Below are 21,844 nucleotides of genomic sequence, written 5' to 3'. Positions count from 1 at the left end.
CGATGAGCAATGTCGCAGGCGGTCCGCAGGTGAATTCTCCGGGAGCACTGAGCCCGGAATCCCGTGCCGCATCGATCGAAGTCCTGAAAGCCACTGCCCAGGCGGGCAAAGAGCTCGACATCCTGATTGTCGGGGGAGGCGTAGTGGGAGCCGGCGCAGCCCTGGATGCCGTGACGCGTGGCCTCACAGTGGGCATCGTCGAGGCCCGGGACTGGGCATCGGGCACCTCGTCCCGATCGTCCAAGCTCATCCACGGTGGACTGCGGTACTTGGAGATGCTTGATTTTGGCCTCGTCCAGGAAGCACTACAAGAGCGGGGGCTGCTGATCCAACAGATCGCACCGCACCTGGTGCGCCCGGTCCCCTTCCTGTATCCGCTGACGCGCCGTATTTGGGAGCGTCCGTATGTGGGCGCAGGCATCATGCTCTACGACACCCTGGGTCTGACCTCCGGCCACAGCCGGGGCGTCCCCATGCATAAGCACCTGTTCCGACGAGGAACCCTGCGGGCAGCTCCTAGCCTCAAAGAAGATGCCTTCGTTGGGTCCATCCGTTACTACGATGCCCAGGTGGATGATGCCCGCCTGGTGGTCAACCTCGTAAGGACTGCGGCGCACTACGGTGCCCACGCAGCGAACCGTGTCCGCGTGGTGGATTTCCTCCGCGAAGGGGAACGCGTCGTCGGGGCAAAGGTTGAAAACCAGGAAGACGGCAGCGTCTTCGAAATCAGGGCCAAGCAAGTGGTCAACGCTACCGGCGTATGGACCGACGAAACGCAGGCAATGGTGACGGACCGTGGTCAGCTGAAGGTCCGCGCATCCAAAGGAATCCACCTGGTGGTGCCGCGGGACCGCTTCCAGTCCACGGTGGGATTGATTCTGCGCACCGAAAAGTCAGTGCTCTTTGTGATCCCCTGGGGCCGGCACTGGATCATCGGCACTACAGATACCGACTGGACGCTGGATAAGGCACACCCGGCAGCTTCCAGCAAGGACATTGATTATGTGCTTGAGCATGTCAACAAGGTCCTCAAGCGTCCGCTGACCCGTGAGGACGTGGAAGGCGTGTACGCAGGCCTACGCCCGCTGCTGGCCGGTGACAACGACTCCACTGCCAAGCTGTCCCGCGAGCATGTTGTGGCGCACCCGGTGCCGGGACTCGTCGTCGTGGCCGGCGGGAAGTACACCACCTACCGCGTCATGGCCAAAGACGCCGTGGACGAGGCAACCCGGGCCATGGACGAGCGTGTTCCGTCCAGCTGCACTGAAACCATTCCGCTCCTGGGAGCGGAGGGATTCAAAGCGGCGTGGAACCGACGCGGGAGGTCGGCCGAACAGGCTGGCGTGCACGTTGCACGCGTGGAGCACCTGCTCAACCGCTTCGGATCCATGACACCGGAAGTCCTGGATATCATTGCCGGCCGGCCGGAACTGGGGGAGCCCCTTCCCGGAGCGGATGACTACCTGGCCGCAGAAGTCGTCTACGCAACCACCCACGAGGGCGCACGTCACGTTGACGACGTTCTGACCCGCCGCACCCGGATCTCCATCGAAGCATGGGACCGGGGTGTGTCTGCCGCGCCCGTAGTAGCTAAGCTGATGGGAGAAATCCTTGGCTGGAGCGAGACTCAGCGCGAGAGCGAAATCAAGCACTACCTGGCGCGTGTGGAAGCTGAACGACTCAGTCAGCAGCAACCCGATGACGAATCGGCTGATGCCGCGCGCATGGGAGTGGATGACATCGTTCCCCTGCGCTGACCAGCTCAAGGAATTGAGGCCGGGAGGCCACATGGAGGGAACACAACTTGGCTGAACCACTTGACCGGTACGACGCGGAACTAACCACCCCGGATACGGTCATCCTTGAACTTGTTGCCCAGGACAAGATCGATGCCGCAGCACAACTGGCTGAAAGGCTCCACGCGGCAGGCAGGATTTCCAATCTTGAGGGCTTTCTGGAGCAAGTGCATTCACGGGAGCACCAGCTTGCCACCGGCCTTCCGGGAGGCATCGGACTACCGCATGCACGCAGCGAATTCGTGGACAGGATCTCCATTGCGGTTGGCGTGACCAAGTTTGGCCACGCCTTGGACTTCGGCGCCACCGACGGACCGGCCACCCTGGTGCTCCTTATCGCGACACCGGCCAGTTCCTTCTCCGACCACCTCGAGGTTCTTGCCACCCTGGCGCGTTCCCTTTCCAAGGAGTCGTTCCGGGAATCCCTGCGCCGGGCACACGATCCCGAGGTCATCTCCGAGCTCATCAACTCCAGCCTGGTGTTTTTCGACCACTAGAGATTGGGGCAGGCCCTTTCGTGTCGACTCCGTCGCCACGTAGGGACCCTGCTGCCCACTCTAGGGCAGGCCCTTTCGTGTCGACTCTGTCGCCACGTAGGGACCCTGCTGCCCCACTCTAGGGCAGGCCCTTTCGTGTCGACTCTGTCGCCACGTAGGGACCCTGCTGCCCCACTCTAGGGCAGGCCCTTTCGTGTCGACTCCGTCGCCACGTAGGGACCCTGCTGCCCCACTCTGGGGCAGGCCCTACACGTCGTTTCGTTGTTCTACAGGCGGACGAAGTACGGTTAAGGGGTGTTGAAAACCGCGTTGAAACCCCGCTGGATCGCAGGACTGGTCTTTGCGCTTCTGTTGTCCGGGGTGTTTGTGCTGCTCAGTCAATGGCAGCTCAGCCGGTCCGCCCAGCACGAGCCCCCTGCGCCGTCCAGCATCGAAGAAGTGAAGCCGCTGGTGGACGTCCTCCGGCCAGGCCAGTTCTTCCCCGGTTCGGTCTCGGACCAGATGGTCACCGCCACAGGAACCTACGATCCCGGCAAGCAGGTCCTCGTCGAAGGCCGCCTCTACAACAACCAAAAGGGCTTCTGGATCGTCTCCGCCTTTGCCGTCAACAACGCTCCGACCCTCAAGGGTGCCGGTGCCTCGCCGCAGACGTGGATCCCGGTCGCCCGCGGCTGGGTGGCTGACGCCGCCCAAGCCGGCCCGCCGCCGTCGGGAACCATCACCGTGACGGGTCGCCTCATCCCGTCCGAAGCGCCGCTTCCAAACGTCGACGCCGGCCCGGACCGCGCGTCCGCAGTCTCAACGGCGGAACTCATTAATAAGTGGGAAGTTTCCAGTTACCAAGGTTTTATCGCAGCGACTTCGGAAGTCTCCGGAGGCGTGCCAATTCCTCTCGGTGATGACGTCAAGGCACTCAACATCCCGCCCCAGCCCCCTGCAGAGCAGGTCAACTGGCTGAACCTCTTCTATGCGGTGGAATGGGTTGTCTTTGCCGGGTTCTCGATCTTCATCTGGTGGCGCCTGGTGAAGGACGACTTCCGGCGCGACTTGGAAGAGGACGAGTTTGACGACGACTTCGACGATGACGACTTGGACCGGGCAGACCACCCCGAGGCAACCACAGAACCTACAAACCCAGAGCCAGAACAAAAGGTGCAGCAATGATTGAGCCAAAACCGGCCATCCAGCCCGAACAGTCCGGACCCAAGCCCAAGAAGCGGCGCTTCGGCGGGACGGAAGCGCAAATTCGTTCGGCGTTGAAGTTCTACAAAGTCATGGCGTACCTCACGGGTGCCATGCTTCTCCTGCTGTGCGCTGAATTGATCGCCCGCTACGGCTTTGGCGTCTCGCTCTTCGCCGGCGGCACGAACGCAGTTACGGGCCAGCCGTTTGGCTTCGGCTTTGCTGAGTCCGAACCCAAGGGCGTCATTGGCGGCTTCAACATCTCTACCTCGATTCTGATTGTGCACGGTTGGATGTACGTGGTTTACCTGGTCTCCAACTTCCGCTTGTGGTCGCTCATGCGCTGGCCGTTCTCCAAAATGATCCTTTTGGCCCTGGGTGGAGTCATCCCGTTGCTGTCCTTCATCGTGGAGAAGAAATTCCACGCGCAGGTGGAAGCGGAACTCGCAGCCAATCCGCAGGCGTCCAAGCGTTACTAGCCGTCACGGCGTCCCGGTGTGAGATGCCTAACGGCGGGGCCGTTTTGCCCCTCTGACGCCTCTGCCAACGTGCACCGGGGCGGCTCGGCAAAGTAGTCTTGTCTGGTGACTACTCCCACCGCACCCCAAACTTCCCAGAAGCCGGTGCTGGTTGTTGACTACGGTGCCCAGTACGCGCAGCTGATTGCCCGCCGCGTCCGCGAAGCGAATGTGTATTCGGAAATCGTTCCGCATACCTTCACCACCGAGCAGCTTCTGGCCAAGAACCCGGCAGCCATCATTCTCTCCGGAGGGCCCTCCAGCGTCTACGCCGAGGGCGCTCCGAGCGTCGGCGCAGATCTTTTCGAAGCCGGGGTGCCCGTTTTCGGCATCTGCTACGGCTTCCAGGCCATGGCAAATGCCTTGGGTGGCAAGGTGGCCCAGACGGGTCTCCGGGAGTACGGCGCAACCGAAGCACTGGTTGTAGGCGACGCCCGCTCCATTCTGGATGGCGTTCCCTCTTCCCAGAACACCTGGATGAGCCATGGCGACTCCGTTCACGAAGCCCCTGAGGGCTTCGAGGTGCTTGCCTCCACAGCTGGTGCGCCGGTGGCTGCTTTCGCCAATGACGAGAAGCGCCTCTACGGTGTGCAGTGGCACCCCGAGGTCAAGCACTCCGTACACGGCCAACACGTCCTGGAGAACTTCCTGTTCAAGGGTGCGGGCCTGAGCCCCAACTGGACCACCGGCAACATCCTCGAAGAGCAGGTGGACCGTATCCGCCAGCAGATCGGCGACTCCAAGGTCATCTGCGGTCTCTCCGGTGGTGTCGACTCCGCAGTGGCCGCCGCTCTCGTCCAGCGCGCCGTCGGCGACCAGTTGACCTGTGTCTTCGTGGACCACGGCCTCCTGCGTGAAGGCGAAGCCGAGCAGGTTGAGCGCGACTTTGTGGCAGCCACGGGTGTCAACCTGTACGTTGCCAACGAGCAGGAACGTTTCCAGTCCGCATTGGCCGGTGTCAGCGATCCCGAGACCAAGCGCAAGATCATTGGCCGGGAATTCATTCGCGCCTTCGAAGAAGCGGAACGGGCCATCATCGCCCAGGCCGCTGCCGAGGGTGAAAAGATCAAGTTCCTTGTCCAAGGCACGCTGTACCCGGACGTCGTCGAGTCCGGCGGCGGCGAGGGCGCTGCAAACATCAAGAGCCACCACAATGTGGGCGGGCTCCCGGAAGACCTGCAGTTCGAGCTCGTTGAGCCGCTGAGGGCACTGTTCAAGGACGAAGTTCGTGCTGTTGGTGCCCAACTCGGCCTCCCGCAGGAAATCGTTGGCCGCCAGCCATTCCCCGGCCCCGGCTTGGGAATCCGCATTGTGGGTGAAGTGACCAAGGAGCGCCTGGACCTGCTGCGCAAGGCCGATGCCATCGCCCGCGCCGAGCTGACAGCTGCCGGTCTGGACAATGACGTATGGCAGATGCCGGTAGTCCTTCTGGCTGATGTCCGCAGCGTAGGTGTTCAGGGCGACGGTCGGACCTATGGTCACCCGATCGTGCTGCGTCCGGTCTCCTCCGAGGACGCCATGACAGCAGACTGGTCGCGGTTGCCGTATGACCTGCTTGCCCGGATCTCCAACAGGATCACCAATGAGGTGGACGGAGTTAACCGCGTGGTACTGGACGTCACCAGCAAGCCCCCGGGAACCATCGAGTGGGAATAGCATTTTGAGTGGCCGGCTTCCTTCGGGAGGCCGGCCACTGTGTTTGAACCTGGGATACTTCTTTGGACGCAACTGCGGCCACCTGTGAAATGACGGCGAATTTCGCGTTGGAACAGCGTTGCGGAGCAGCCTGACCGAGGATTCCCGCTACCCTCGAAAGTATGCCGGTATGGTCCAAGGCGTCTAAAGCTAGTACAGAAAAGAAGGCAGAAGTCGTGTCAGTAGGTCAAGGCCAGGAAGAGGGCTCCGAAGAGCTCCGCAAATGGCTGTCTGGTCTCAAACCGGTCACCGGGGCAGACACGATGCTGCGCTTCGTCAAGACGCCTGAAGGCGCCATCGATCTCAGCAACGCTCACCCTTCCGGGCTGGCACAGTTGCTGGCAGGGCGCCGAACACGCCTGTCCACGCTCATCAGGGACCGCCAACAGTACTTGGTGGCCGCCAGGGCTGCCCGCAACATCCGTTCCAAAATCTTTGAGCTCAGCAACGACCGCGGCATCGAGGCCGGGTACCTGTCCGCCGGAACTGTGGTGTGGACCTCGGCCGTGGGAGGCAAGCCGCAGCGCGTCTCCGCTCCTGTGATGCTCACGTCCATCGTCCTCACGGTCAGGCCGGGCGAAGACGACTTTGAACTGCAGCTGACAGAGCAGGCACGCATGAACCCCGCTCTGGTGCGCCATCTGAAGACAGTTCATGGCATCGTCTTTGACGTCAACGCTGTGGCTCGCATGGCGTACAACACCGCCCGGCTTGATCCCCAGCCGGTTCTGGACCGTTTGTCCACGCTGATTCAGCCGATTCATGGTGCAGAGGTGGAGTTCAACCTGCTGGTCACTACGCTGGCTGACCTTTCAGGCAACCTTGATGATCCGTGGATCAATATGAACAACCCCACGGTCGCGGCCCTCTCCACTGCTGCCAACGGCGGCGACATTGAGCCGGAGCCCATCAAGGCGGGCAGGTTCCCCAGCCTGGACCTCCGCGATCCGGCGGATGAACTTCTTTTGCTCGATGCCGATACGGACCAGCAGTACGTGGTGGACGCCGTTCGCGCCGGGGATTCACTGGTTGTCAGCACTCCGCCCGGGAGCGGGCAGACGCAGACCGCCATCAATGCCATCGGCGCGTTGGTCAGTGAAGGCAAGTCCGTGCTGGTGGTGGGGGACAGGCAATCCAGTCTCGCGGGTCTTTCCGCCCACCTCGAATCGCTTGGCCTCGAGTCGATGCTCTTCAAGCCTGGTAACGGCACCACTCCCCAGCAACTCAAGGGTCAGCTGGTCAGGGCCATCATGCGCAATGAAAAGGCGCTTGAACCGCAGCTTGGCAACCTTCACCAGACATTGACCGGACACCGTCATGCCCTGATGGACCATGTGGCCTCGCTGCACAATGTCCGTGAGCGCTGGGGCTGCTCGCCCTACCAGGCAATGCAATCGCTCGCTGAGCTGACATCCATCCACCCGGCGCCCTCCACGACGGTGCGCTTGAAGCGAAGCGTCCTGGACAACATCAAGGACCGTGAAGAGCTCGCGGGCCGCCTGCGCCGCGCTGCCGAGCTTGGCAGCTTCAGCCGGGCCTCCACCTCCAGCCCTTGGTATGGCGCCCGCCTGGTCACTCGCAAGGAGACCGAGGAAGCGCAGCAGCTGGCCCGCTCGGCCGAGGAGAAACTCCCGGTCCTGCGGGATCGAATGAAGCAGGTTTCCGACCACGCCGAGATTCGATTGGGCGAAACCTTCACCGAGTGGGGTGCCCAGCTTGAACTGCTGATCGCCGTGCGCGGAAGCTTGGACAAGTTCACTCCGGACATCTTCGACCGGCCGGTGCATGACCTCATCTCCGCCACTGCCAGCTCTGCCTGGCGCCGTGAGCGGAACCTTGAGATGCCTTCCATGCAGCGCTCCCGACTGCGGCGTGTGGCCAAGGAGTACGTCCGGCCCGGCGTCCACATCGCGGACCTCCACAGTTCCTTGGTCCTGGTCCAGGAGCAGCGGGCTCTGTGGGCAGGCTACGCAACAACCCAGCGACACCCGGCGGTGCCCTCCGGCCTAGCCGACCTCGGTGCGCTCTACCGGGAGCTTGATGGCGAGCTCCGCCGCCTTGGCGATGCGCTCAAGCACACCTCCGATGCCGGTTCGTTGCACGAGACACCGTATCTGCAACTCATGGAACGGCTCGAGCGGCTCGTCGCAGATACTGCCACGCTGGAAACCCTTCCCGAGCGGACGCTCTTGGTTGAGGAGATGCGCGAGCACGGACTCGGCGAGTTGCTGGCCGACCTTGCTGCCAGGGAAGTCCCGGCGTCGTCGGTAGCCGCTGAACTGGACCTGGCCTGGTGGCAGTCGGCCTTGGAGGCCATGATCAGCGGTGATGACTACCTCGCCATGTCTGACGGTGATTCGTTGCGCCGCCTCGAAGCGGAATACCGCCTTGCCGATCAGGCACACATTGCCAGCGGCGCCGCCCGCCTTCGTTGGCAGCTGGCCGAAAAATGGCGTCAAGGGCTTCTTGAGCACCCAAGGCAGGCGGAGTTGCTCCGTGCCCTGTTGAAGGACGGACGTGTGACGTTGCCGGCCCTGAGCGCCCAAGCGCCGGATCTCGTGCCCTTGTTGGTCCCTGTCTGGTCCGTCAGCCCGTACCTGCTCACCGGCGTTCTTCCGGCCGAGCAGAAATTCGACGCTGTGGTGGTTATCGACGCCGAATCCACTTCTCTGCAAGCTGTTCTCCCTGCGATTGCCCGAGCACAGCAGGTGATTGCCTTCGGTGATGCGAAAATTGCCAATGCGCGCACTTTCAGCGTCGCCGTGGAACCGCCGGTTGCCGGGGTGGCTAGCCACGAGAACGTGGACAGTGCGTTCAAAGCCTTGGCCAGGGTCCTTCCCACTTGGCAGCTGAATTGGGTTTATCGCGCGGTGGACGAGGATTTGATCCTCCAGTTGAGCAAGAACTACTACGACGGCGGTCTGCGGCGACTGCCCGACGGCAACTCGGTCACCGGCCTGGACCGTTCGATCCACGTCGAGTACATACCGGATGGTACGGGGCTTCCCGGGGCGGATCACGAGGGTGTCGAGTCGGTCACCGCCGAGGTTAACCGCGTAGTGGACCTTGTGTTCGAACATGCCAGGCTCCGGCCCCGTACTTCCTTGGCGGTAGTGACCGCAAGCTTGCGCCATGCTGCCAGGATTGGCGAGGCCATCAGGCTCCAGCTGCCCAACCACCCTCTGTTGTCCACCTTCTTCGGAGCCGGACCCGAGTCCTTCCGTGTGGTGGACCTTGAGCGCGCCCAGGGCTTGGTGCGTGACCACGTGATCTTCTCGCTGGGTTATGGACGCACTCCGCACGGCCGTGCGCTTCATTCCTTCGGCCCGCTGTCCACCGATGGGGGGCGGAACCGCTTTGCCCTGGCGATGACCAGGGCCAGGCGCTCCATGCACGTCCTGACGTGCTTCCGGCCCGAGGATCTCGACCTTGATCGCTTGGCCCATGGTGCAGTGGACTTCTATGAACTCCTGGACCGGGAGCTCTCCGGGAACAGCAACCTCGGAACACCTGCCTCCCGCGCTGTAGCCAGTGAGCAGGCGCTTGGTGAGGATCCGTTGGTGGCCGACCTTGGAGAACGCCTGCGTGCCCGCGGAGCCCGAGTCTGGCATCTCTACGATGGCGTGCTGGATATAGCAGCGGCGGCCGACCCCGTCCATACCATTGGCCGGGAGGGTGCTGAAATCCCCACCCCCGTTGCCATCGAATCCGATGGTACTGAACGCTACCGGCGGATGAGCGTCCGTGAACGGAGCCGGTTGCGGCCGCAACTGCTGGAGCGCATGGGCTGGCGCTACATGTCGCTCTGGACGATTGAGGTCTTCACGGATCCTTCGTCTTGCGCGGACAGGATTGGTTCGTACCTGGGGCTGGAGAACCACATCGCCCAGTCGGCCTCCGCCCAGCATGGTTTCCTGCACTCCGATGGTGAACAATTGAATGCGGGCGATGCACAGCTGCCGTTTCCTTCCGGTTCGGTGGACCGTGCAGACGGCGAATTTCAGGCCGATGTCCGTGAGGCAAATGACGTTGCCGAGATAAACAGCTCTGCAGAAGATGTGAAAGAAGCACCACTGATGGATCAAGACACAGGCACAGAAGACCGTGCTTCGCAGGAATCCGGTGAGCCGGGCAATACTGAAGCCGAAGAGGCTGCGGATCCAAAGACCACGGCAGCCAAGACGGGCTCCAGCGGCATTCTTCCTACAAAGGCCGCTGAGGATGATCCCCGGCGATGGGGTGACGATTCCGGCTACGACCATGAGCAGTGGCTGAAGGAACAGAAACCGCCACACTGGGGCTGAACAGCTGGCTATGACTGAGCAGCTCATGAGGGGCTGACCAAAACAAAGAAGAGCTTGCCTTGCGTTGATGCGCCGGCGAGCTTTTCTGCTTGTTGGGGATCGGCCGCCACCACTACCAGGCCATCGGTGTCACCTGTCCCCAGCCATTCGCCCGGCTTGCCGCCCTGTGCCGATGTCCAGAGGACGGGCACCGGGCCTGCGAGGACTTGGCTTTGCCTGGACTCGTCGTAGGAGCCCGCTGCGGTGAGGACCACCGTGACCAACTGGCCGGGAGAGAGGAGCTGGATGGACGAGGGGTCGGCCATCCGGAGTGGGACCGCTGCCGTGCCCACAGGAGCTCCCGTCAGGAGGCCCGGACCCAGCAGGCTCGACTCCGTAGGTATCTGCCCCTTGCCGAGAGGGGAGGCTAGCTGGCGGCCGACAAGAGTGCCGATGCTATTCAAAGCACCGCTAAGTGCGAGGTCAGGTGGCACCCCAACGCTGGTGAGATCGGATTCAGTGAGGCTGGTACCCGTTGGGAGGTCGCGAGCTGCGACTACGACGCTCACACGCTGCTCCGATGCGGGAGTGAGCTGCTGGACTGCGATGCCGGCAGCCACGCACAGCAGAAGCGCTACTGCCAAACGGCGGTTTCGTGTGATCCAGGAGCCAAATCCGGCCCGCTGGCCCCGTTGACCAGCACGATCTCCGGGACGATTGCGGCTGAAGCGCGCAGTATTCCCGGCACGGGCCCGGGACAGGCGGTTGGGCGAACGGTTCAGTGGTGGCCAATTGCCGGCTGCTGCTGAACGCTCGGCGCGGGAGAGAAGAGCGCTGCGTGACGTAGATGGCATGCCGCTACGTTAGCCAGCTTCCCGGACCCGCAAACAGTGGTCCGGTGCGCTATGTGGAAAAGCGCCTAGCTGGCTGCGGCTGCGGTTGCCGGTGCTGCTGCGGTGGCAGCCGGGGCGGCTGGTGCGGCCGAAACCGTACTGCCCTTGGCGTCGCGCGAGTCTGTCCGGTAGAACCCGGAGCCCTTGAAAACGACGCCGACGCTATTGAACTTCTTACGAAGCGCACCATTGCATTCGGGGCACTCCGTCAAGGAGCTGTCAGAAAAGGACTGGACGATGTCAAAGGCATGGTCACAGTCTTTGCAGGCGTATGCGTATGTGGGCACTGAGTTCCTCCTTTAGGACAAAGTTCAGGTCCTGTGCAGCATCAGCGGAGAAGTTCCTCTTTAGCAGTCGCAGGGCCTGAGTGCCAATTCTATCATCGGTCCAGGCGGCACGTACCAGCGGATGTGCCAAGGTTCACATGGCGGGCCGGAGCGTCAGCCGGGCTTCGCGGCGTCGTGGAGTTGGACGATGCCCGACGGGGTCAACACCTGCCGCACGGGACGATCAAACGCCTCGGCGGGAATGGATCCCGAAGGTAACAAATCGTCGTCGTAAAGTACCGCAATGGTGGGAGGCCGCCCGCCGGAAGCGTCGAGGCCTTGAAGAAGGCGGTCGTAGTAACCGCCGCCTTGGCCAATCCGGTTGCCGTCCCGGTCCACGGCCGTGGCGGGCATGAAGATTCCCGCGGCTCCGGCTATCACTGAACTTTCAATGCGTTCACCCTCGGGCTCGTCTATGGGCGCATAAGAGGACCTGACAAATGCCGTGGAAGGTGTCCAGTAAACCCAACTCAATTGCCGGCCGGGCTCGCAAACGGGCAACAAAACCCTGTGCCCTGCCTCGTGCAGCGATCGGATGAGGGGAAGGGTGGGTGGCTCGAAAGCTACACCCAGATACACGGCGAAGGTCGCGGCAGTGCCCGGGGAGACCCTTGCTGCCCAGGTTGTCCCGTGCCGCGCAAGGGACTCACCTGCACTTGCTATGTGCTCCGGAGTGAGGGTTCGCCTGTGCAGCCGCCGGCTGCTCCGGATGTCTTCCTTGGAGGGCATCTGTGTCCATTCGTAAGGTCTTTGCATAACAGCTAATCAGCGGAGGCTGTCCACTCCGGAAATCAAAAGTGCTATCAGCGCGGCGAGGGGTTTAGCGGTTGATGTGTTCCGTCCGTTACATTAGTCCGGTGACTCTAGAAAACAACGCTGTCCGTAAGGCCGTCATTCCCGCAGCGGGCCTTGGCACCCGGTTCCTTCCCGCCACGAAGGCGATGCCGAAGGAAATGCTGCCCGTAGTGGACAAGCCTGCCATCCAGTATGTCGTCGAAGAAGCGGTCAAGGTAGGCCTGCATGACGTCCTGATGATCACAGGACGCAGCAAGCGAGCACTGGAAGACCACTTTGACCGTGTCCCGGCTCTTGAGGCCACCTTGGCGGAAAAGGGCGATACCGCCAAGCTTGAAGCCATTCAGTCCGCCACCAACCTCGGTGACATTCACTACGTCCGGCAAGGCGACCCGAATGGTCTTGGCCACGCTGTCCTTCGTGCGAAGCAGCACGTAGGTTACGAGCCCTTTGCCGTCCTGCTTGGCGATGACCTGATCGACGCCCGCGAAGACCTGCTGAGCGAAATGATCGCCGTTCAACAGAAGACCGGCGGTTCCGTGGTTGCCCTCATCGAGGTGGAGCCCTCCAAGATCAGCGCTTATGGTTGCGCCGATGTTGAGGACAACGGCGAGGACGGCTACGTCCGCATCAAGCAGCTCGTTGAGAAGCCTTCCCCCGAAGAAGCACCGTCAAACCTTGCCGTGATCGGACGCTACGTCCTGCACCCGGCCGTGTTCGAAGTCTTGGAGAAGACCGCCCCCGGTCGCGGTGGAGAGATCCAGCTGACAGACGCCCTTGAGGTGCTTGCCGCCGGGGAAGGCGAAGGCTATGGCGTCTACGGCGTTGTCTTCCGCGGCCGCCGCTACGACACCGGTGACAAGCTCAGCTACCTCAAGGCCTGCATCGAGCTTGCCTGCGAACGTGAAGACCTCGGTCCTGAACTTCGTGAGTGGCTGCCCAACTTCACCGCCGCACTTCCCAAATAACCCACGATGTACGGCTCTGCGATCTGGCCGGTGACGCTGGAAAGCGGAGACCTGCTGCTTCGGCCTATCCGTTACCGCGACAAGCGGGAGTGGTCCGAGGTCCGTTCGCGGAACAGTGAATGGCTTGCGCCGTGGGAGGCGTCCAACCCGGCTCCGGGTGGGCGCCTCCCCAGCTACCGCCAAATGGTGGGTTCCCTGAATGAACAGGCCCGTCAGTCATCCGCACTGCCCTTTCTCATTGTTGAGCGGACCGAGGGCTTTCGGGAACCAAGGATCGTCGGGCAACTTACGGTGTCCTCCATCGTCTGGGGATCGGCCATGATGGCCACCCTGGGTTATTGGGTCGACAAGGACCGCGCCGGGCACGGCATTGCTCCAACTGCGGTTGCGATGGCAACGGACCATTGCTTCAGGGTGCTGGGATTGCACCGAATGGAAATCAACATCCGTCCGGAGAACTCACCGAGTTTGAGGGTGGTGGAGAAGCTTGGATTCCGCGACGAAGGCTACCGGGAGCGCTACTTGCACATCAACGGCGAATGGGCTGATCACCGCTCCTTTGCACTGACCGCCGATGAAGTTCCAGAGGGACTCCTGCGCAGGTGGCTCCGAGGATAAACCGGCAGGTCATCGGCCGTTTTGCACGTATCTCCAGTCATTTGCGGACTCGCCGACGACACACCGGCCGCAATGCCGCTGCACCCGGCGATTTGCTTCTACGGTTTTGAATGTGGACTTCCCTCTCAGCAGCTCGGTGATACTAGTGGTCACTGTCGCGCTGTGGATGGTCTGGGTGGCGCCCTACGTTTTGCGGAACAGGCGGCAACAAGTCCAAACGGCCGCTGTTCCAGCAGAGGCATTTGATGACGAACCAGACGAAACGCAGGCAGGGGTGGTACTGACTTTGGCACCTCAGCAGGAGAAACCGATGGAGACCATGCACAGTAAAGCACCGGCGTCGCCCCAGGAATCCCGTGCGGCCGAGCCTTCCTTGGCGAATGCGCCAACGACTCCCTTTACTATCCGTTACGCCCGGGTCACGCTGGCATTGGCAGGCCTTGCGTTGTTGATCACTGCAGCGGTTTCCGGCGTTCTCAGAATTCTTGGGATCGGTTCAGTCTGGTTGCCGCTGGTGTCCATCATTGGTGCGGTACTCGCCGTCGTGACTTTGCGGAAGCTTGCCCTGAGGGATCTTCGTGAACGGCGGGCGCGTCGTGCTGCGCAAGCCTCGCCCATCCCGACTCCTGCGCGGTACTTGCCGAAGGAACCTGCCGTGGAATCGAAGGAAACTACGGTTTTCGACGCCGAAGCCACCAGCCGTGAGGCTGCTCGCTTGTCCGCGGTGGAACTACGGCAAGCAGCGCTGGCCGTTGCCGTTGCCGCGGGAGACAAATCCGCTGAAGCTGCCAAGGATTCGAAGGGTGCCAGTTGGCAACCCGTCGAGGTCCCGAAACCCACGTACGTCGCTGCAGCCAAAGCGCCCCGTCCAGCTCCTGAGCCCCTGGATCTGCCCGAGGCACCAAAGCCGGTGGGCAAACCTGTCTTGAAGCAAAACGTTGACCAGGCGGAGACTTCAACTGCTGTGGTGGCATCCGCAAAGGGCCACAGTGCCCTGAGCAACTTGGACGATGTCCTCCAGCGTCGCCGCGCCTAACAACCCATGACTGCGCTATGCGTAGCAGGTGGCACGGGCCAGGTAGGCCGTGAGGTTGTCCGGCTTGCCTTAGCTGCAGGGCACCCGGTTTCGGTCCTTAGCCGTCATGTGCCGCCTGTCGGCTCCGCGAAGCATAACGACGGCGTCACTTACTTTGCGGGCGACGTCACCACGGGAGACGGTTTGGCTGCCGCGGTGGCGGGTGCCGACGTCGTCATTGATTGCCTTGAGGGGCAGCTCGGTAAAGCCCGGAAGCAATTCGCTGGTGGTGGCGCCAGGCTCCTTGCTGCAGCCCATCTCGCTGGTGTTCGTAAGGCTGTGGCGCTGTCCATCATCAACTGTGACCTGAGCTCCTCTGCCTACTACGCCTCCAAAGCTGGCAAGGAACGGAAATACGACGAGTCGTCATTGCAAACCGTGGTGGTCCGGGCGACGCAGTTCCATAGCCTGGTGGCGATGATCTTCGCGGCCGGTGCAAAGGTGCGGCTGGTCCCCACTTTCAACGGGGCCAGGTTTCAGTCGATCTCGCCTGTAGATGTTGCAGCGGCGTTACTTGAGGCAGCCGCGGGTGATGGGCACGCCGAGCAGCATCGCGTGGTGACAATAGCGGGTCCGGAAGCCCTCACCATGCGGCAGATGGCGGAGTCCTGGAAGATGGTAACGGGCGAGCGGGGCATGATCGTTGAGCTGCCCTTGCCCGGGCCGATGGGTGATTTCCTTCGCGCCGGCCACAACCTAACTTCAGAGCCGCCGTACGGCAAGGAGACGTTCGTGTCGTGGTTGGAAAAGCGCAGGGAAAGTTTGTAGCCTAGGGACACTGGTCGGGCAGTTGAGGCTCGGTTCAGGGGCTATAGCTCAGTTGGTAGAGCGCTTCGTTCGCATCGAAGAGGTCAGGGGTTCGAATCCCCTTAGCTCCACACTTTTAGGCCCTAGAATCCGCGGAAGTATCCACCATGTCGGCTGAGCGAAACATGCGCTGCGCGGATGAGGTTGGACCGTGATGCCAAACACCGGTCGGTTGTCTGTTGCAGGGCAGGGAGCGCTTGGGTGGCGTCGTCGAAGTGGTCTTCCCGGATCATTGATTCGATGGCACGGCATTGGTGCTCTGTTTCCAGGGCGCCGACCATGGCGGAGCTGATCTTCAGGCTGAGAAGCGCCGTTGTGGTCTCTGCCGCGTCTCGATCGTCCAGTGCGTGCACGATCCGTTCCACCCGTTGCGGGAGCATCGAAAGGTACTTCGCCAAGAACCGCAGTGCAGGTTGCGGGTTTCCTAGCTCGTCGGCGAGGGACTGGATTCTGCTCAAGTCCCATTCGCTGGGGGCGAGCTTACGCGGTGGCTTCATCCCTGGCCCCTAACGTGCTTTCCGGCGCTGACTTGCTGGGGTCTTTGGTCCAGATGGAGGCGAGCATTCCGATGACCAGGATGGTGGGTGCGCCGTACATGAGGGTGTTCATGACGATGGGTTCGCGGAGGGTGCGGATGGCGTTGCCGACGTAGGGGATGGTGGCGATTTGTTTGTCCACGGTTTTGCCTTGGAGGGTGGCGATCCAGGGGTCGATGCCGTTGTTGGCGTCGCCTTTGGTTTGGACTGCTACTCCGCCGTCGGCGGTGGTGGTGATTTCGGTGATGCGGTGGGTTTCCACCCGCTGGTCTTCGACGGGGATGTGGTAGGTGATGATGTCGCCCACCTTGATGTCCGTGACGGGGGCGGGGACGGTCACGACGACGTCGCCGGGGTTGATCAGCGGCGCCATGGAGCCGGTGAGCATGGTTGAGGTTTGGTAGCCCAGGATCCGTGGTCCGATCGCCAGGAACAGGAACACCATTGCGCCCAGGACCAGCATGCCCGCACCAATTCCCCTGGCTACCTTGCCGGCGACCCGACGGAATGCACCTGGTTTGCCGTTGGCTGTTGTTGCGGCCGCAGCTTCCGTAGGGATCACGACGGCGGCAGTAACCTTCCCGGCGGAACGCCGGCCATGGACTGCGGGAGTTGAGATGGTGCTCAGTGCGCTCATGCCTGGCGTTCCTTTCAATTTCGTTGTGCTTTTAGTTTGTGCGGTTCGGCTCAAGGGAAGCTGCGGTAGGGTCTCAAGACTTGCTCAGGAAATGGACCGAGGACCGGCCTGAAGGGCAAACAGGCCGGCCCCCGGGGCCTTGGAGGAGCTCCAGGGCTCCTTCTGTTTCTGCGGCAGTGCCTATTTGGTGGTTTCGGTGCGTTGGGTGCCGGTGAAGGCGAAGGCGATGGTGGATGCGGCGCCTTGGAAGTCGTTGTTCGCAGTGGTGGGGAACGCGGTGGTGACTTTGAGGTTGTCGGTTTTGGCCGAGGCCAGGGAGGTCAGGTTGTTCAGGGCCTTGTTCGCTGCGATGACCGGGCCGGAGGCCAGGACGGTGGTTTTGGTTCCGGTGCAGTTGTAGGGTGCAGCGGCGCCGGTCCATGCTACGGAGCAGTTTTCGATGGTCAGCTGCAGGCCGTTGGTGGCGTCCGTGGTGAGCAGGGATGCGGTGGCGCCGGCGGAGGTGGTGAGGGTGACGTTGTTCAGGTCCGAGTTGCCGGTGTTGGCCAGGGTGACGAGCTTTTCGACCTTGTCGCCGGGCAGCAGGCCCGTGACGGGGACGTTGAGGGTGTTCGCGGGGCCGGGTGCGCCCAGGGCGATGGTGACGGTGCCTGCGGTGACGGCCTGGGAGGCGGAGGTGGAGGAGGTGAACGCGCCGTAGGTGCCCATGCCGGCGACGGCGGCTGCGGTGCCGACCAGTGCGACGGAAGCGAGGATCTTGCCTGAGGTGGTCTTGAGGCTGATGGCCATCTGAGTATGGTCCTTTCGGGAGGCCACCGCGGGTCCGGCCGGCCGTTCTTTTTCAGCCTCTCTGGCTGACAAGAACTACTGTGCCGGGCCCGGATCAAGAACCAATCCTGTGTTCGGTCAACAGTTCCTCAGGAAACCCTCAAGACTCCCGCACCGGCAGAATCCTGTTCTGAACTCTCCTAAAAACCTGTGGAATGTGCTCTCATGGAAGACTCAGGGAGTCGAGGATTTAGCCCGGGGGAGCGGCCGTGAGCAGTCATAGTGAACCACTGACACCACGGCGGAATTCGCTGCGCTCAAGCGTCCTCATCCTTACGGTATTCACAGCCGCACTCAGTTGGTGCATCGCACTCCTCGGAATCGTCAACAGTCCCGCTGGTGTTATTTTCTTGACAGTCCCGGCGCTGGTATCCCTCGGAGTTGTTGTTGTCGTGGCCAAACGGCGCAGACGTACGCCGGCCCGCCACCTCGGCATGCCGGCTCCGAACGGCAGGACTGCTCTGAGAGCGCAGAGCAAGTCCGTGCTGATCCTCATGAGCTTCACAGCAGCACTCAGTTGGTGGATCGCGATCGTCGGCGTCAGTACAGGAGCCGGTATGTTCTTTCTGCGGCTGCCTTTCCTGGTAACGGCTGCAACAGTGGCGATGTGGCTCTACGTCAGGGCCTGGAAAATCACCCGGATCTGAAAGGATGCCCCCGCCAATACCCGCTGTCCTGGAAGTAGGCTAGCCGTGAGTCAACCACTGGATGAGGGCCCGTTCTTTCACGGCACTAAAGCTGATCTTCGGGACGGCGAACTGCTGAGGCCAGGCTTCAGGTCGAACTACCGTCCCGAGGTCGTGATGAACCATATCTACTTCACCGCTCTTCGGGACGGTGCGGGATTGGCTGCCGAGCTTGCGGCCGGTGACGGGGAACCGCGTGTCTACGCGGTTGAGCCCACCGGCTCATTCGAGGACGACCCTAACGTGACCGACAAGAAATTCCCGGGCAACCCTACCCGGTCATTTCGCAGTAGCGCCCCGCTGAAGGTCATTGGTGAAGTGTCCGACTGGACTCGTTTGACTCCTGAGGCGCTTCAAGAGTGGCGGGAGCGCCTAGCGGCAATCGTTGCGGACGAACGCGGCGAAATCATCAACTAACGGGTCTGATTCCGGTTCTTTGAACTCATCAGAATCATCGACGATTGAAAATCCGCCAGGATCGTGCACCGAGGAGAAGCGCGACGACGCCGATGATGGCGGGGACGATGAGCCAAGCCCAGCTGCTTGTCCATCCCATGCCTACAGAATCGGGTGAGGAGAAAGCGGTGACGTCGACGAAAAAGAATGTGGCATGGGCTTCCATGGGCGTATTCGCATCGACGGCGGCAACCATGCCGAAGGTGAAAGCCAAGAACAGGGCGGAATAGACAAGCAGGGCCAACCCGGCGGTGATGATGCCGATGGACCACAACGGCCGGCGGTCATCGTCGACGGCGTATTGCCGGGCGAGCGTTTTGGGCGAACCCAGATCTCGAAGGCTTGATGGTGTATCCCGGGGGTCACCGGCTATTGCCTGCCGCAATTCCTTGACCGTTGCCCGGCGATCCTTGCCTGTTAAGACTGCTTCAAGGTGCCAGTCGAGGCGGGTGAGGTACATATCGGTTTGTATCCGGTCGCGGAGTGACCTGCGGGGCGATGCGGCAGATACCAAGTTTTTCATGTCGTGGGGGAATCCTTTTCTGTGGCTTTCTGGACGGCAGACGCTACGAGCTGCCACTGCTTCCGGGCGGATGCTTGTGATGCTTTTCCGTTGCCTGTCAGGGCAAAGTACTTCCGTGGCGGACCGTTGGTTGATGCGACCATCCTGGTGCTGACCAAGCCGTCGCGCTGAAGCCTGCTGAGGACTGGATAGACCAAACCGGTTGTGACATCCAGGCCCAGGTCGGCAAGCCGCTCGACCAGTTGATACCCATAGGATTCCTCCTCGGCGATCAAGGTGAGCGTAAGTAGTGGCAGGACCGAACGCACCATCTGCGCATCCTGCTGTGCTTGAATTCTGGACATACTATTAGTGAAACATTAATAGCTGCCCTTGACTAGCCGCCACCCGCGAGTCGAGAGTCCATTGTTTCCTGGCTCGAGCCTGTATATCGTTAACTATCGTTCAGTATCGTTCGCGACATACCGAGGTGAGCCTGATGCATAATTCATTCCCCGCAAACGGATTTATGGGAAACAACCTTGACGGCATGTGGCAGGCCGTAGAGGAGTTTAGGTCACGGTTCGAGAAGCGCTCCGGCACCCGGGCCGGCCGGGGCGAGCTGAGGACAGCAATTCTGGCCCTCCTCGCTGAGCGCCCCATGCACGGCTATCAGATCATCCGTGAAATTGAGGAGCGGAGCGGTGGAAGTTGGAAGCCAAGCGCAGGCTCTGTCTATCCCACCCTTCAGCTGCTGGCAGATGAGGGTTTTGTCAGCACGGAGGAATCCAATGGCCGCAAAATCTACTCCCTGACGGAAGCGGGCCGAGAGGATGTTGCAAGTGCCGAAACGGCAGCGCCATGGGAGTCCGGAGCCGGCACCCACGGTTTCGCTGCGCTGCCGAAGGCCGGGGTGGAGCTTGCCCAGGCCGCGGCCCAGGTGGGGCGCACGGGAACGCCTAAGCAGGTGCAGGAGGCTGTGACAGTGTTGGAAGACGCCCGCCGCCGGCTGTACTCGATCCTCGCCCAGGACTGAAAGGGGTGACGTCGGTACAACGCGACCGGACGGATCCCCTGGCAGGGGAAGCCCGAGCCCGTTACCGTCGAATCCTACGATTTGCGGCGTGGCAGTTGGCCCAGACGTGGTGGTTTGAGCTGTTTCTGCCTCGGCTGGGTTTGCGCAGGCTTACCGAACGCAATCGACCCGCGAGGATGCGACGCTTCGCGCAGCGTTTCCACGGGCTCGCCGTGGAGCTTGGTGGCCTGATGATCAAAGTGGGCCAGTTCATGTCGTCCCGGTTGGATGTGCTCCCGCCGGAGATTACTGCCGAACTGGAGGGCCTTCAGGACGAAGTGCCGCCGGTTCCGTTCCCTGCCATACGCGCTCTCGCCGAGGCGGAGTTGGGGGCTCCCTTGGAAGCTGTGTTCGCGTCGGTCGAGGAAACGCCCATCGCAGCAGCATCCCTCGGGCAGGCCCACCGAGCGAAACTCCTCCCCGGCAACGCGGAGGACACGGGCCTCAGCAGCGTGGTTTTCAAGGTGCAAAGGCCGGGCATCGATACCATCGTGGACGTCGATCTGGCCGCCCTGCGACGCGTGGGAGGCTGGCTGAGCCGTATTCGCATCGTTTCGCACCGCGCAGATGTGCCCGCTCTGATCAAGGAGTTTGCGCAGACCAGCCTGGAGGAGATCGACTACCTGAACGAGGCAGCAAATTCGGAGCGCTTTGCTGCTGACTTTGTCGATGACGCCAGGGTGACGGTGCCGGGGGTGGTCTGGGAACGGACCACGCGCCGGGTGCTCACGCTGGAAGATGTCACAGCCATCAAGATTACAGATGCGGAGTCGCTTCGGATGGCCGGGATTGACCCGGCGTCGGTTGCCCCTGTCTTCGCTTCGGTGATGTTTGACCAGTTGTTCACCAACGGCTTCTTCCATGCCGATCCGCATCCCGGCAATATCTTTGTCACACCTCATGCCGGCTCATCCGAACGTCCATGGAAACTGACGTTCATTGACTTTGGAATGATGGGTGAGGTCCCTGCGAAGACCAGAAGGGGACTGCGGAAGCTACTGATTGCGGCTGCTTCGAGGGATGGAAAAGGTCTCGTAGCCGCTATCAGCGATGTTGGCGTCCTCATGCCTTCGGCTGACACCGCTGAGTTGGAGCGGGCCATGACGCAACTCTTCGCTCGCTTTGGGGGCATGGGCTTTGCCGAACTTCGCGATGTGGACCCGCGGGAGTTCCGTGACTTTGGGGCAGAGTTCGGCAGCGTGATCAGGTCGCTTCCGTTTCAGTTGCCGGAGAATTTCCTGCTCATCATCCGCGCCATGTCGCTGACGTCGGGGGTGTGCAGCTCACTGGACGCCCGATTCAACCTGTGGGACTCGGTGGAACCTTATGCAGCACAGTTGCTGCGCGACGAGCGCGGTAATCTCATCAATGATGTGGCATCCCAGGCGTTCGACGCCGCCGCGGTCGCCTTGCGCCTGCCGAAACGGCTGGACGGGCTGGTCACCCGACTCGAGGAAGGGTCACTTCAGGTAGACAACCGGCGCTTGGAGCGACAGATTGCGCGGCTCATTCGCATAGCGCGGCGAGCCGTGGGTGCTGTGATCTTCGGAGCGATGCTGATTGCCGGCTCCGTGGTCCGCACCGACGACACCGTGCTCGGAAATGTATTGATGATCGCGTCAGTGGTTCCGTTGCTCTACGGCTTGTGGTCCGGGCGCCGGAGCCGCTGAC

At 61.9% G+C, this 21,844-nt stretch carries 22 protein-coding genes and 1 tRNA gene; 15 read left to right on the top strand and 8 right to left on the bottom strand.

From position 1 onward, the window contains the following. Nucleotides 1-2 precede the first annotated feature (2 nt). From ARUE_RS15075 to ARUE_RS15050, 6 genes are all read left to right on the top strand, one after another. On the top strand, nucleotides 3-1,757 hold the full coding sequence (locus tag ARUE_RS15075) for a glycerol-3-phosphate dehydrogenase/oxidase (protein WP_011775510.1): 1,755 nt from the start codon (nucleotides 3-5) through the stop codon (nucleotides 1,755-1,757). A 47-nt stretch (nucleotides 1,758-1,804) separates the two neighbouring features. Next, nucleotides 1,805-2,293 carry a PTS sugar transporter subunit IIA gene (locus tag ARUE_RS15070; RefSeq protein ID WP_014922347.1) on the top strand — a complete coding sequence of 163 codons (489 nt, stop codon included), beginning with the start codon at nucleotides 1,805-1,807 and terminating at the stop codon, nucleotides 2,291-2,293. Nucleotides 2,294-2,587: 294 nt separating this feature from the next. After that, nucleotides 2,588-3,457 carry an SURF1 family protein gene (locus tag ARUE_RS15065; protein ID WP_014922346.1) on the top strand — a complete coding sequence of 290 codons (870 nt, stop codon included), beginning with the start codon at nucleotides 2,588-2,590 and terminating at the stop codon, nucleotides 3,455-3,457. After that, nucleotides 3,454-3,954, top strand: a complete 501-nt coding sequence (locus ARUE_RS15060; protein ID WP_011775507.1) for a DUF3817 domain-containing protein — start codon at nucleotides 3,454-3,456, stop codon at nucleotides 3,952-3,954. Before ARUE_RS15065 ends, ARUE_RS15060 begins: the two co-directional genes overlap by 4 nt. A 105-nt stretch (nucleotides 3,955-4,059) precedes the next feature. Next, nucleotides 4,060-5,649 (top strand): glutamine-hydrolyzing GMP synthase, encoded by a 1,590-nt coding sequence (guaA, locus tag ARUE_RS15055; RefSeq protein ID WP_011775506.1) that lies wholly within the window; start codon nucleotides 4,060-4,062, stop codon nucleotides 5,647-5,649. A gap of 161 nt (nucleotides 5,650-5,810) precedes the next feature. Next, nucleotides 5,811-9,992 (top strand): DUF4011 domain-containing protein, encoded by a 4,182-nt coding sequence (locus ARUE_RS15050; RefSeq protein WP_011775505.1) that lies wholly within the window; start codon nucleotides 5,811-5,813, stop codon nucleotides 9,990-9,992. 23 nt (nucleotides 9,993-10,015) lie between these two features. On the opposite strand, the gene cpaB is transcribed toward ARUE_RS15050, so the two are convergent. The 3 genes from cpaB to ARUE_RS15035 form a co-directional block, all read right to left on the bottom strand. Further along, nucleotides 10,016-10,825, bottom strand: a complete 810-nt coding sequence (gene cpaB, locus ARUE_RS15045; protein WP_014922345.1) for a Flp pilus assembly protein CpaB — start codon at nucleotides 10,823-10,825, stop codon at nucleotides 10,016-10,018. 65 nt (nucleotides 10,826-10,890) lie between these two features. Further along, entirely contained in the window at nucleotides 10,891-11,151 is a 261-nt protein-coding gene (locus tag ARUE_RS15040) for an FmdB family zinc ribbon protein (RefSeq protein WP_011775503.1), read from the bottom strand. 153 nt (nucleotides 11,152-11,304) lie between these two features. Continuing rightward, nucleotides 11,305-11,919, bottom strand: a complete 615-nt coding sequence (locus ARUE_RS15035; RefSeq protein ID WP_286139762.1) for a 5-formyltetrahydrofolate cyclo-ligase — start codon at nucleotides 11,917-11,919, stop codon at nucleotides 11,305-11,307. A gap of 101 nt (nucleotides 11,920-12,020) precedes the next feature. Here ARUE_RS15035 and galU point away from each other — a divergent pair, with 101 nt between their 5' ends. The 5 genes from galU to ARUE_RS15010 all read left to right on the top strand — a co-directional run bounded on the left by galU (nucleotide 12,021) and on the right by ARUE_RS15010 (nucleotide 15,524). Beyond that, a complete protein-coding gene (galU, locus tag ARUE_RS15030) occupies nucleotides 12,021-12,953 on the top strand; it encodes a UTP--glucose-1-phosphate uridylyltransferase GalU (protein WP_011775501.1) in 933 nt (310 codons plus the stop codon). 6 nt (nucleotides 12,954-12,959) lie between these two features. Next, entirely contained in the window at nucleotides 12,960-13,571 is a 612-nt protein-coding gene (locus ARUE_RS15025; protein ID WP_011775500.1) for a GNAT family N-acetyltransferase, read from the top strand. Nucleotides 13,572-13,716: 145 nt separating this feature from the next. Next, nucleotides 13,717-14,607: a hypothetical protein gene (locus ARUE_RS15020; RefSeq protein WP_014922342.1), complete on the top strand. Its 891-nt coding sequence runs from the start codon at nucleotides 13,717-13,719 to the stop codon at nucleotides 14,605-14,607. A 6-nt stretch (nucleotides 14,608-14,613) separates the two neighbouring features. Continuing rightward, nucleotides 14,614-15,414: an SDR family oxidoreductase gene (locus tag ARUE_RS15015; RefSeq protein ID WP_014922341.1), complete on the top strand. Its 801-nt coding sequence runs from the start codon at nucleotides 14,614-14,616 to the stop codon at nucleotides 15,412-15,414. Between the two features lie 37 nt (nucleotides 15,415-15,451). Next, nucleotides 15,452-15,524 (top strand) — tRNA-Ala (locus ARUE_RS15010). A 12-nt stretch (nucleotides 15,525-15,536) separates the two neighbouring features. Here the strand turns inward: ARUE_RS15010 and ARUE_RS15005 are convergent. From ARUE_RS15005 to ARUE_RS14995, 3 genes are all read right to left on the bottom strand, one after another. Beyond that, the gene (locus tag ARUE_RS15005; RefSeq protein ID WP_051024995.1) at nucleotides 15,537-15,950 is read right to left on the bottom strand and encodes an Hpt domain-containing protein; all 414 of its coding nucleotides are present in this window, start codon (nucleotides 15,948-15,950) and stop codon (nucleotides 15,537-15,539) included. Further along, complete coding sequence (locus tag ARUE_RS15000) at nucleotides 15,934-16,626, bottom strand: signal peptidase I (RefSeq protein WP_014922339.1); 693 nt, start codon at nucleotides 16,624-16,626, stop codon at nucleotides 15,934-15,936. The genes ARUE_RS15005 and ARUE_RS15000 overlap by 17 nt, the downstream gene beginning before the upstream one ends. A 180-nt stretch (nucleotides 16,627-16,806) precedes the next feature. Next, a complete protein-coding gene (locus ARUE_RS14995) occupies nucleotides 16,807-17,415 on the bottom strand; it encodes a TasA family protein (RefSeq protein WP_014922338.1) in 609 nt (202 codons plus the stop codon). 248 nt (nucleotides 17,416-17,663) lie between these two features. On the opposite strand from ARUE_RS14995, the gene ARUE_RS14990 reads away from it, so the two are divergent. Together ARUE_RS14990 and arr are read left to right on the top strand one after the other, a co-directional pair. Continuing rightward, entirely contained in the window at nucleotides 17,664-18,101 is a 438-nt protein-coding gene (locus tag ARUE_RS14990) for a hypothetical protein (RefSeq protein WP_014922337.1), read from the top strand. 45 nt (nucleotides 18,102-18,146) lie between these two features. Continuing rightward, the gene (gene arr, locus ARUE_RS14985) at nucleotides 18,147-18,557 is read left to right on the top strand and encodes an NAD(+)--rifampin ADP-ribosyltransferase (protein WP_014922336.1); all 411 of its coding nucleotides are present in this window, start codon (nucleotides 18,147-18,149) and stop codon (nucleotides 18,555-18,557) included. A gap of 34 nt (nucleotides 18,558-18,591) precedes the next feature. Here the strand turns inward: arr and ARUE_RS14980 are convergent, their stop codons facing one another. Beyond that, nucleotides 18,592-19,119: a hypothetical protein gene (locus ARUE_RS14980; protein WP_043470483.1), complete on the bottom strand. Its 528-nt coding sequence runs from the start codon at nucleotides 19,117-19,119 to the stop codon at nucleotides 18,592-18,594. Next, entirely contained in the window at nucleotides 19,116-19,463 is a 348-nt protein-coding gene (locus ARUE_RS14975; RefSeq protein ID WP_014922334.1) for a PadR family transcriptional regulator, read from the bottom strand. The genes ARUE_RS14980 and ARUE_RS14975 overlap by 4 nt, the downstream gene beginning before the upstream one ends. A gap of 134 nt (nucleotides 19,464-19,597) precedes the next feature. Between ARUE_RS14975 and ARUE_RS14970 the strand changes: the two genes are divergently transcribed. Then, nucleotides 19,598-20,134: a helix-turn-helix transcriptional regulator gene (locus tag ARUE_RS14970; protein ID WP_011775490.1), complete on the top strand. Its 537-nt coding sequence runs from the start codon at nucleotides 19,598-19,600 to the stop codon at nucleotides 20,132-20,134. Nucleotides 20,135-20,139: 5 nt separating this feature from the next. Beyond that, nucleotides 20,140-21,843 carry an ABC1 kinase family protein gene (locus tag ARUE_RS14965; protein ID WP_014922332.1) on the top strand — a complete coding sequence of 568 codons (1,704 nt, stop codon included), beginning with the start codon at nucleotides 20,140-20,142 and terminating at the stop codon, nucleotides 21,841-21,843. Nucleotide 21,844 lies beyond the last annotated feature (1 nt).

Origin of the sequence: Arthrobacter sp. Rue61a (assembly GCF_000294695.2) — a bacterium.
Classification (GTDB): Bacteria; Actinomycetota; Actinomycetes; order Actinomycetales; family Micrococcaceae; genus Arthrobacter; species Arthrobacter aurescens_A.
Note: the sequence above shows the minus strand (reverse complement) of the source record. Positions and strands in the feature narration are given on the sequence as shown.

Excerpts from the sequence above, each read along its gene's own strand:
- ARUE_RS15005 (WP_051024995.1), bottom strand. The coding sequence starts at position 15,950 with ATGAAGCCACCGCGTAAGCTCGCCCCCAGCGAATGGGACTTGAGCAGA.
- ARUE_RS14980 (WP_043470483.1), bottom strand. The coding sequence starts at position 19,119 with ATGAAAAACTTGGTATCTGCCGCATCGCCCCGCAGGTCACTCCGCGAC.
- ARUE_RS15075 (WP_011775510.1), top strand. The coding sequence starts at position 3 with ATGAGCAATGTCGCAGGCGGTCCGCAGGTGAATTCTCCGGGAGCACTG.
- galU (WP_011775501.1), top strand. The coding sequence starts at position 12,021 with ATGTGTTCCGTCCGTTACATTAGTCCGGTGACTCTAGAAAACAACGCT.
- ARUE_RS14970 (WP_011775490.1), top strand. The coding sequence starts at position 19,598 with ATGCATAATTCATTCCCCGCAAACGGATTTATGGGAAACAACCTTGAC.
- ARUE_RS15060 (WP_011775507.1), top strand. The coding sequence starts at position 3,454 with ATGATTGAGCCAAAACCGGCCATCCAGCCCGAACAGTCCGGACCCAAG.
- ARUE_RS14975 (WP_014922334.1), bottom strand. The coding sequence starts at position 19,463 with ATGTCCAGAATTCAAGCACAGCAGGATGCGCAGATGGTGCGTTCGGTC.
- ARUE_RS15015 (WP_014922341.1), top strand. The coding sequence starts at position 14,614 with ATGACTGCGCTATGCGTAGCAGGTGGCACGGGCCAGGTAGGCCGTGAG.
- ARUE_RS15025 (WP_011775500.1), top strand. The coding sequence starts at position 12,960 with ATGTACGGCTCTGCGATCTGGCCGGTGACGCTGGAAAGCGGAGACCTG.
- ARUE_RS14995 (WP_014922338.1), bottom strand. The coding sequence starts at position 17,415 with ATGGCCATCAGCCTCAAGACCACCTCAGGCAAGATCCTCGCTTCCGTC.
- ARUE_RS15050 (WP_011775505.1), top strand. The coding sequence starts at position 5,811 with ATGCCGGTATGGTCCAAGGCGTCTAAAGCTAGTACAGAAAAGAAGGCA.
- ARUE_RS15000 (WP_014922339.1), bottom strand. The coding sequence starts at position 16,626 with ATGAGCGCACTGAGCACCATCTCAACTCCCGCAGTCCATGGCCGGCGT.
- ARUE_RS15035 (WP_286139762.1), bottom strand. The coding sequence starts at position 11,919 with ATGCCCTCCAAGGAAGACATCCGGAGCAGCCGGCGGCTGCACAGGCGA.
- cpaB (WP_014922345.1), bottom strand. The coding sequence starts at position 10,825 with ATGCCATCTACGTCACGCAGCGCTCTTCTCTCCCGCGCCGAGCGTTCA.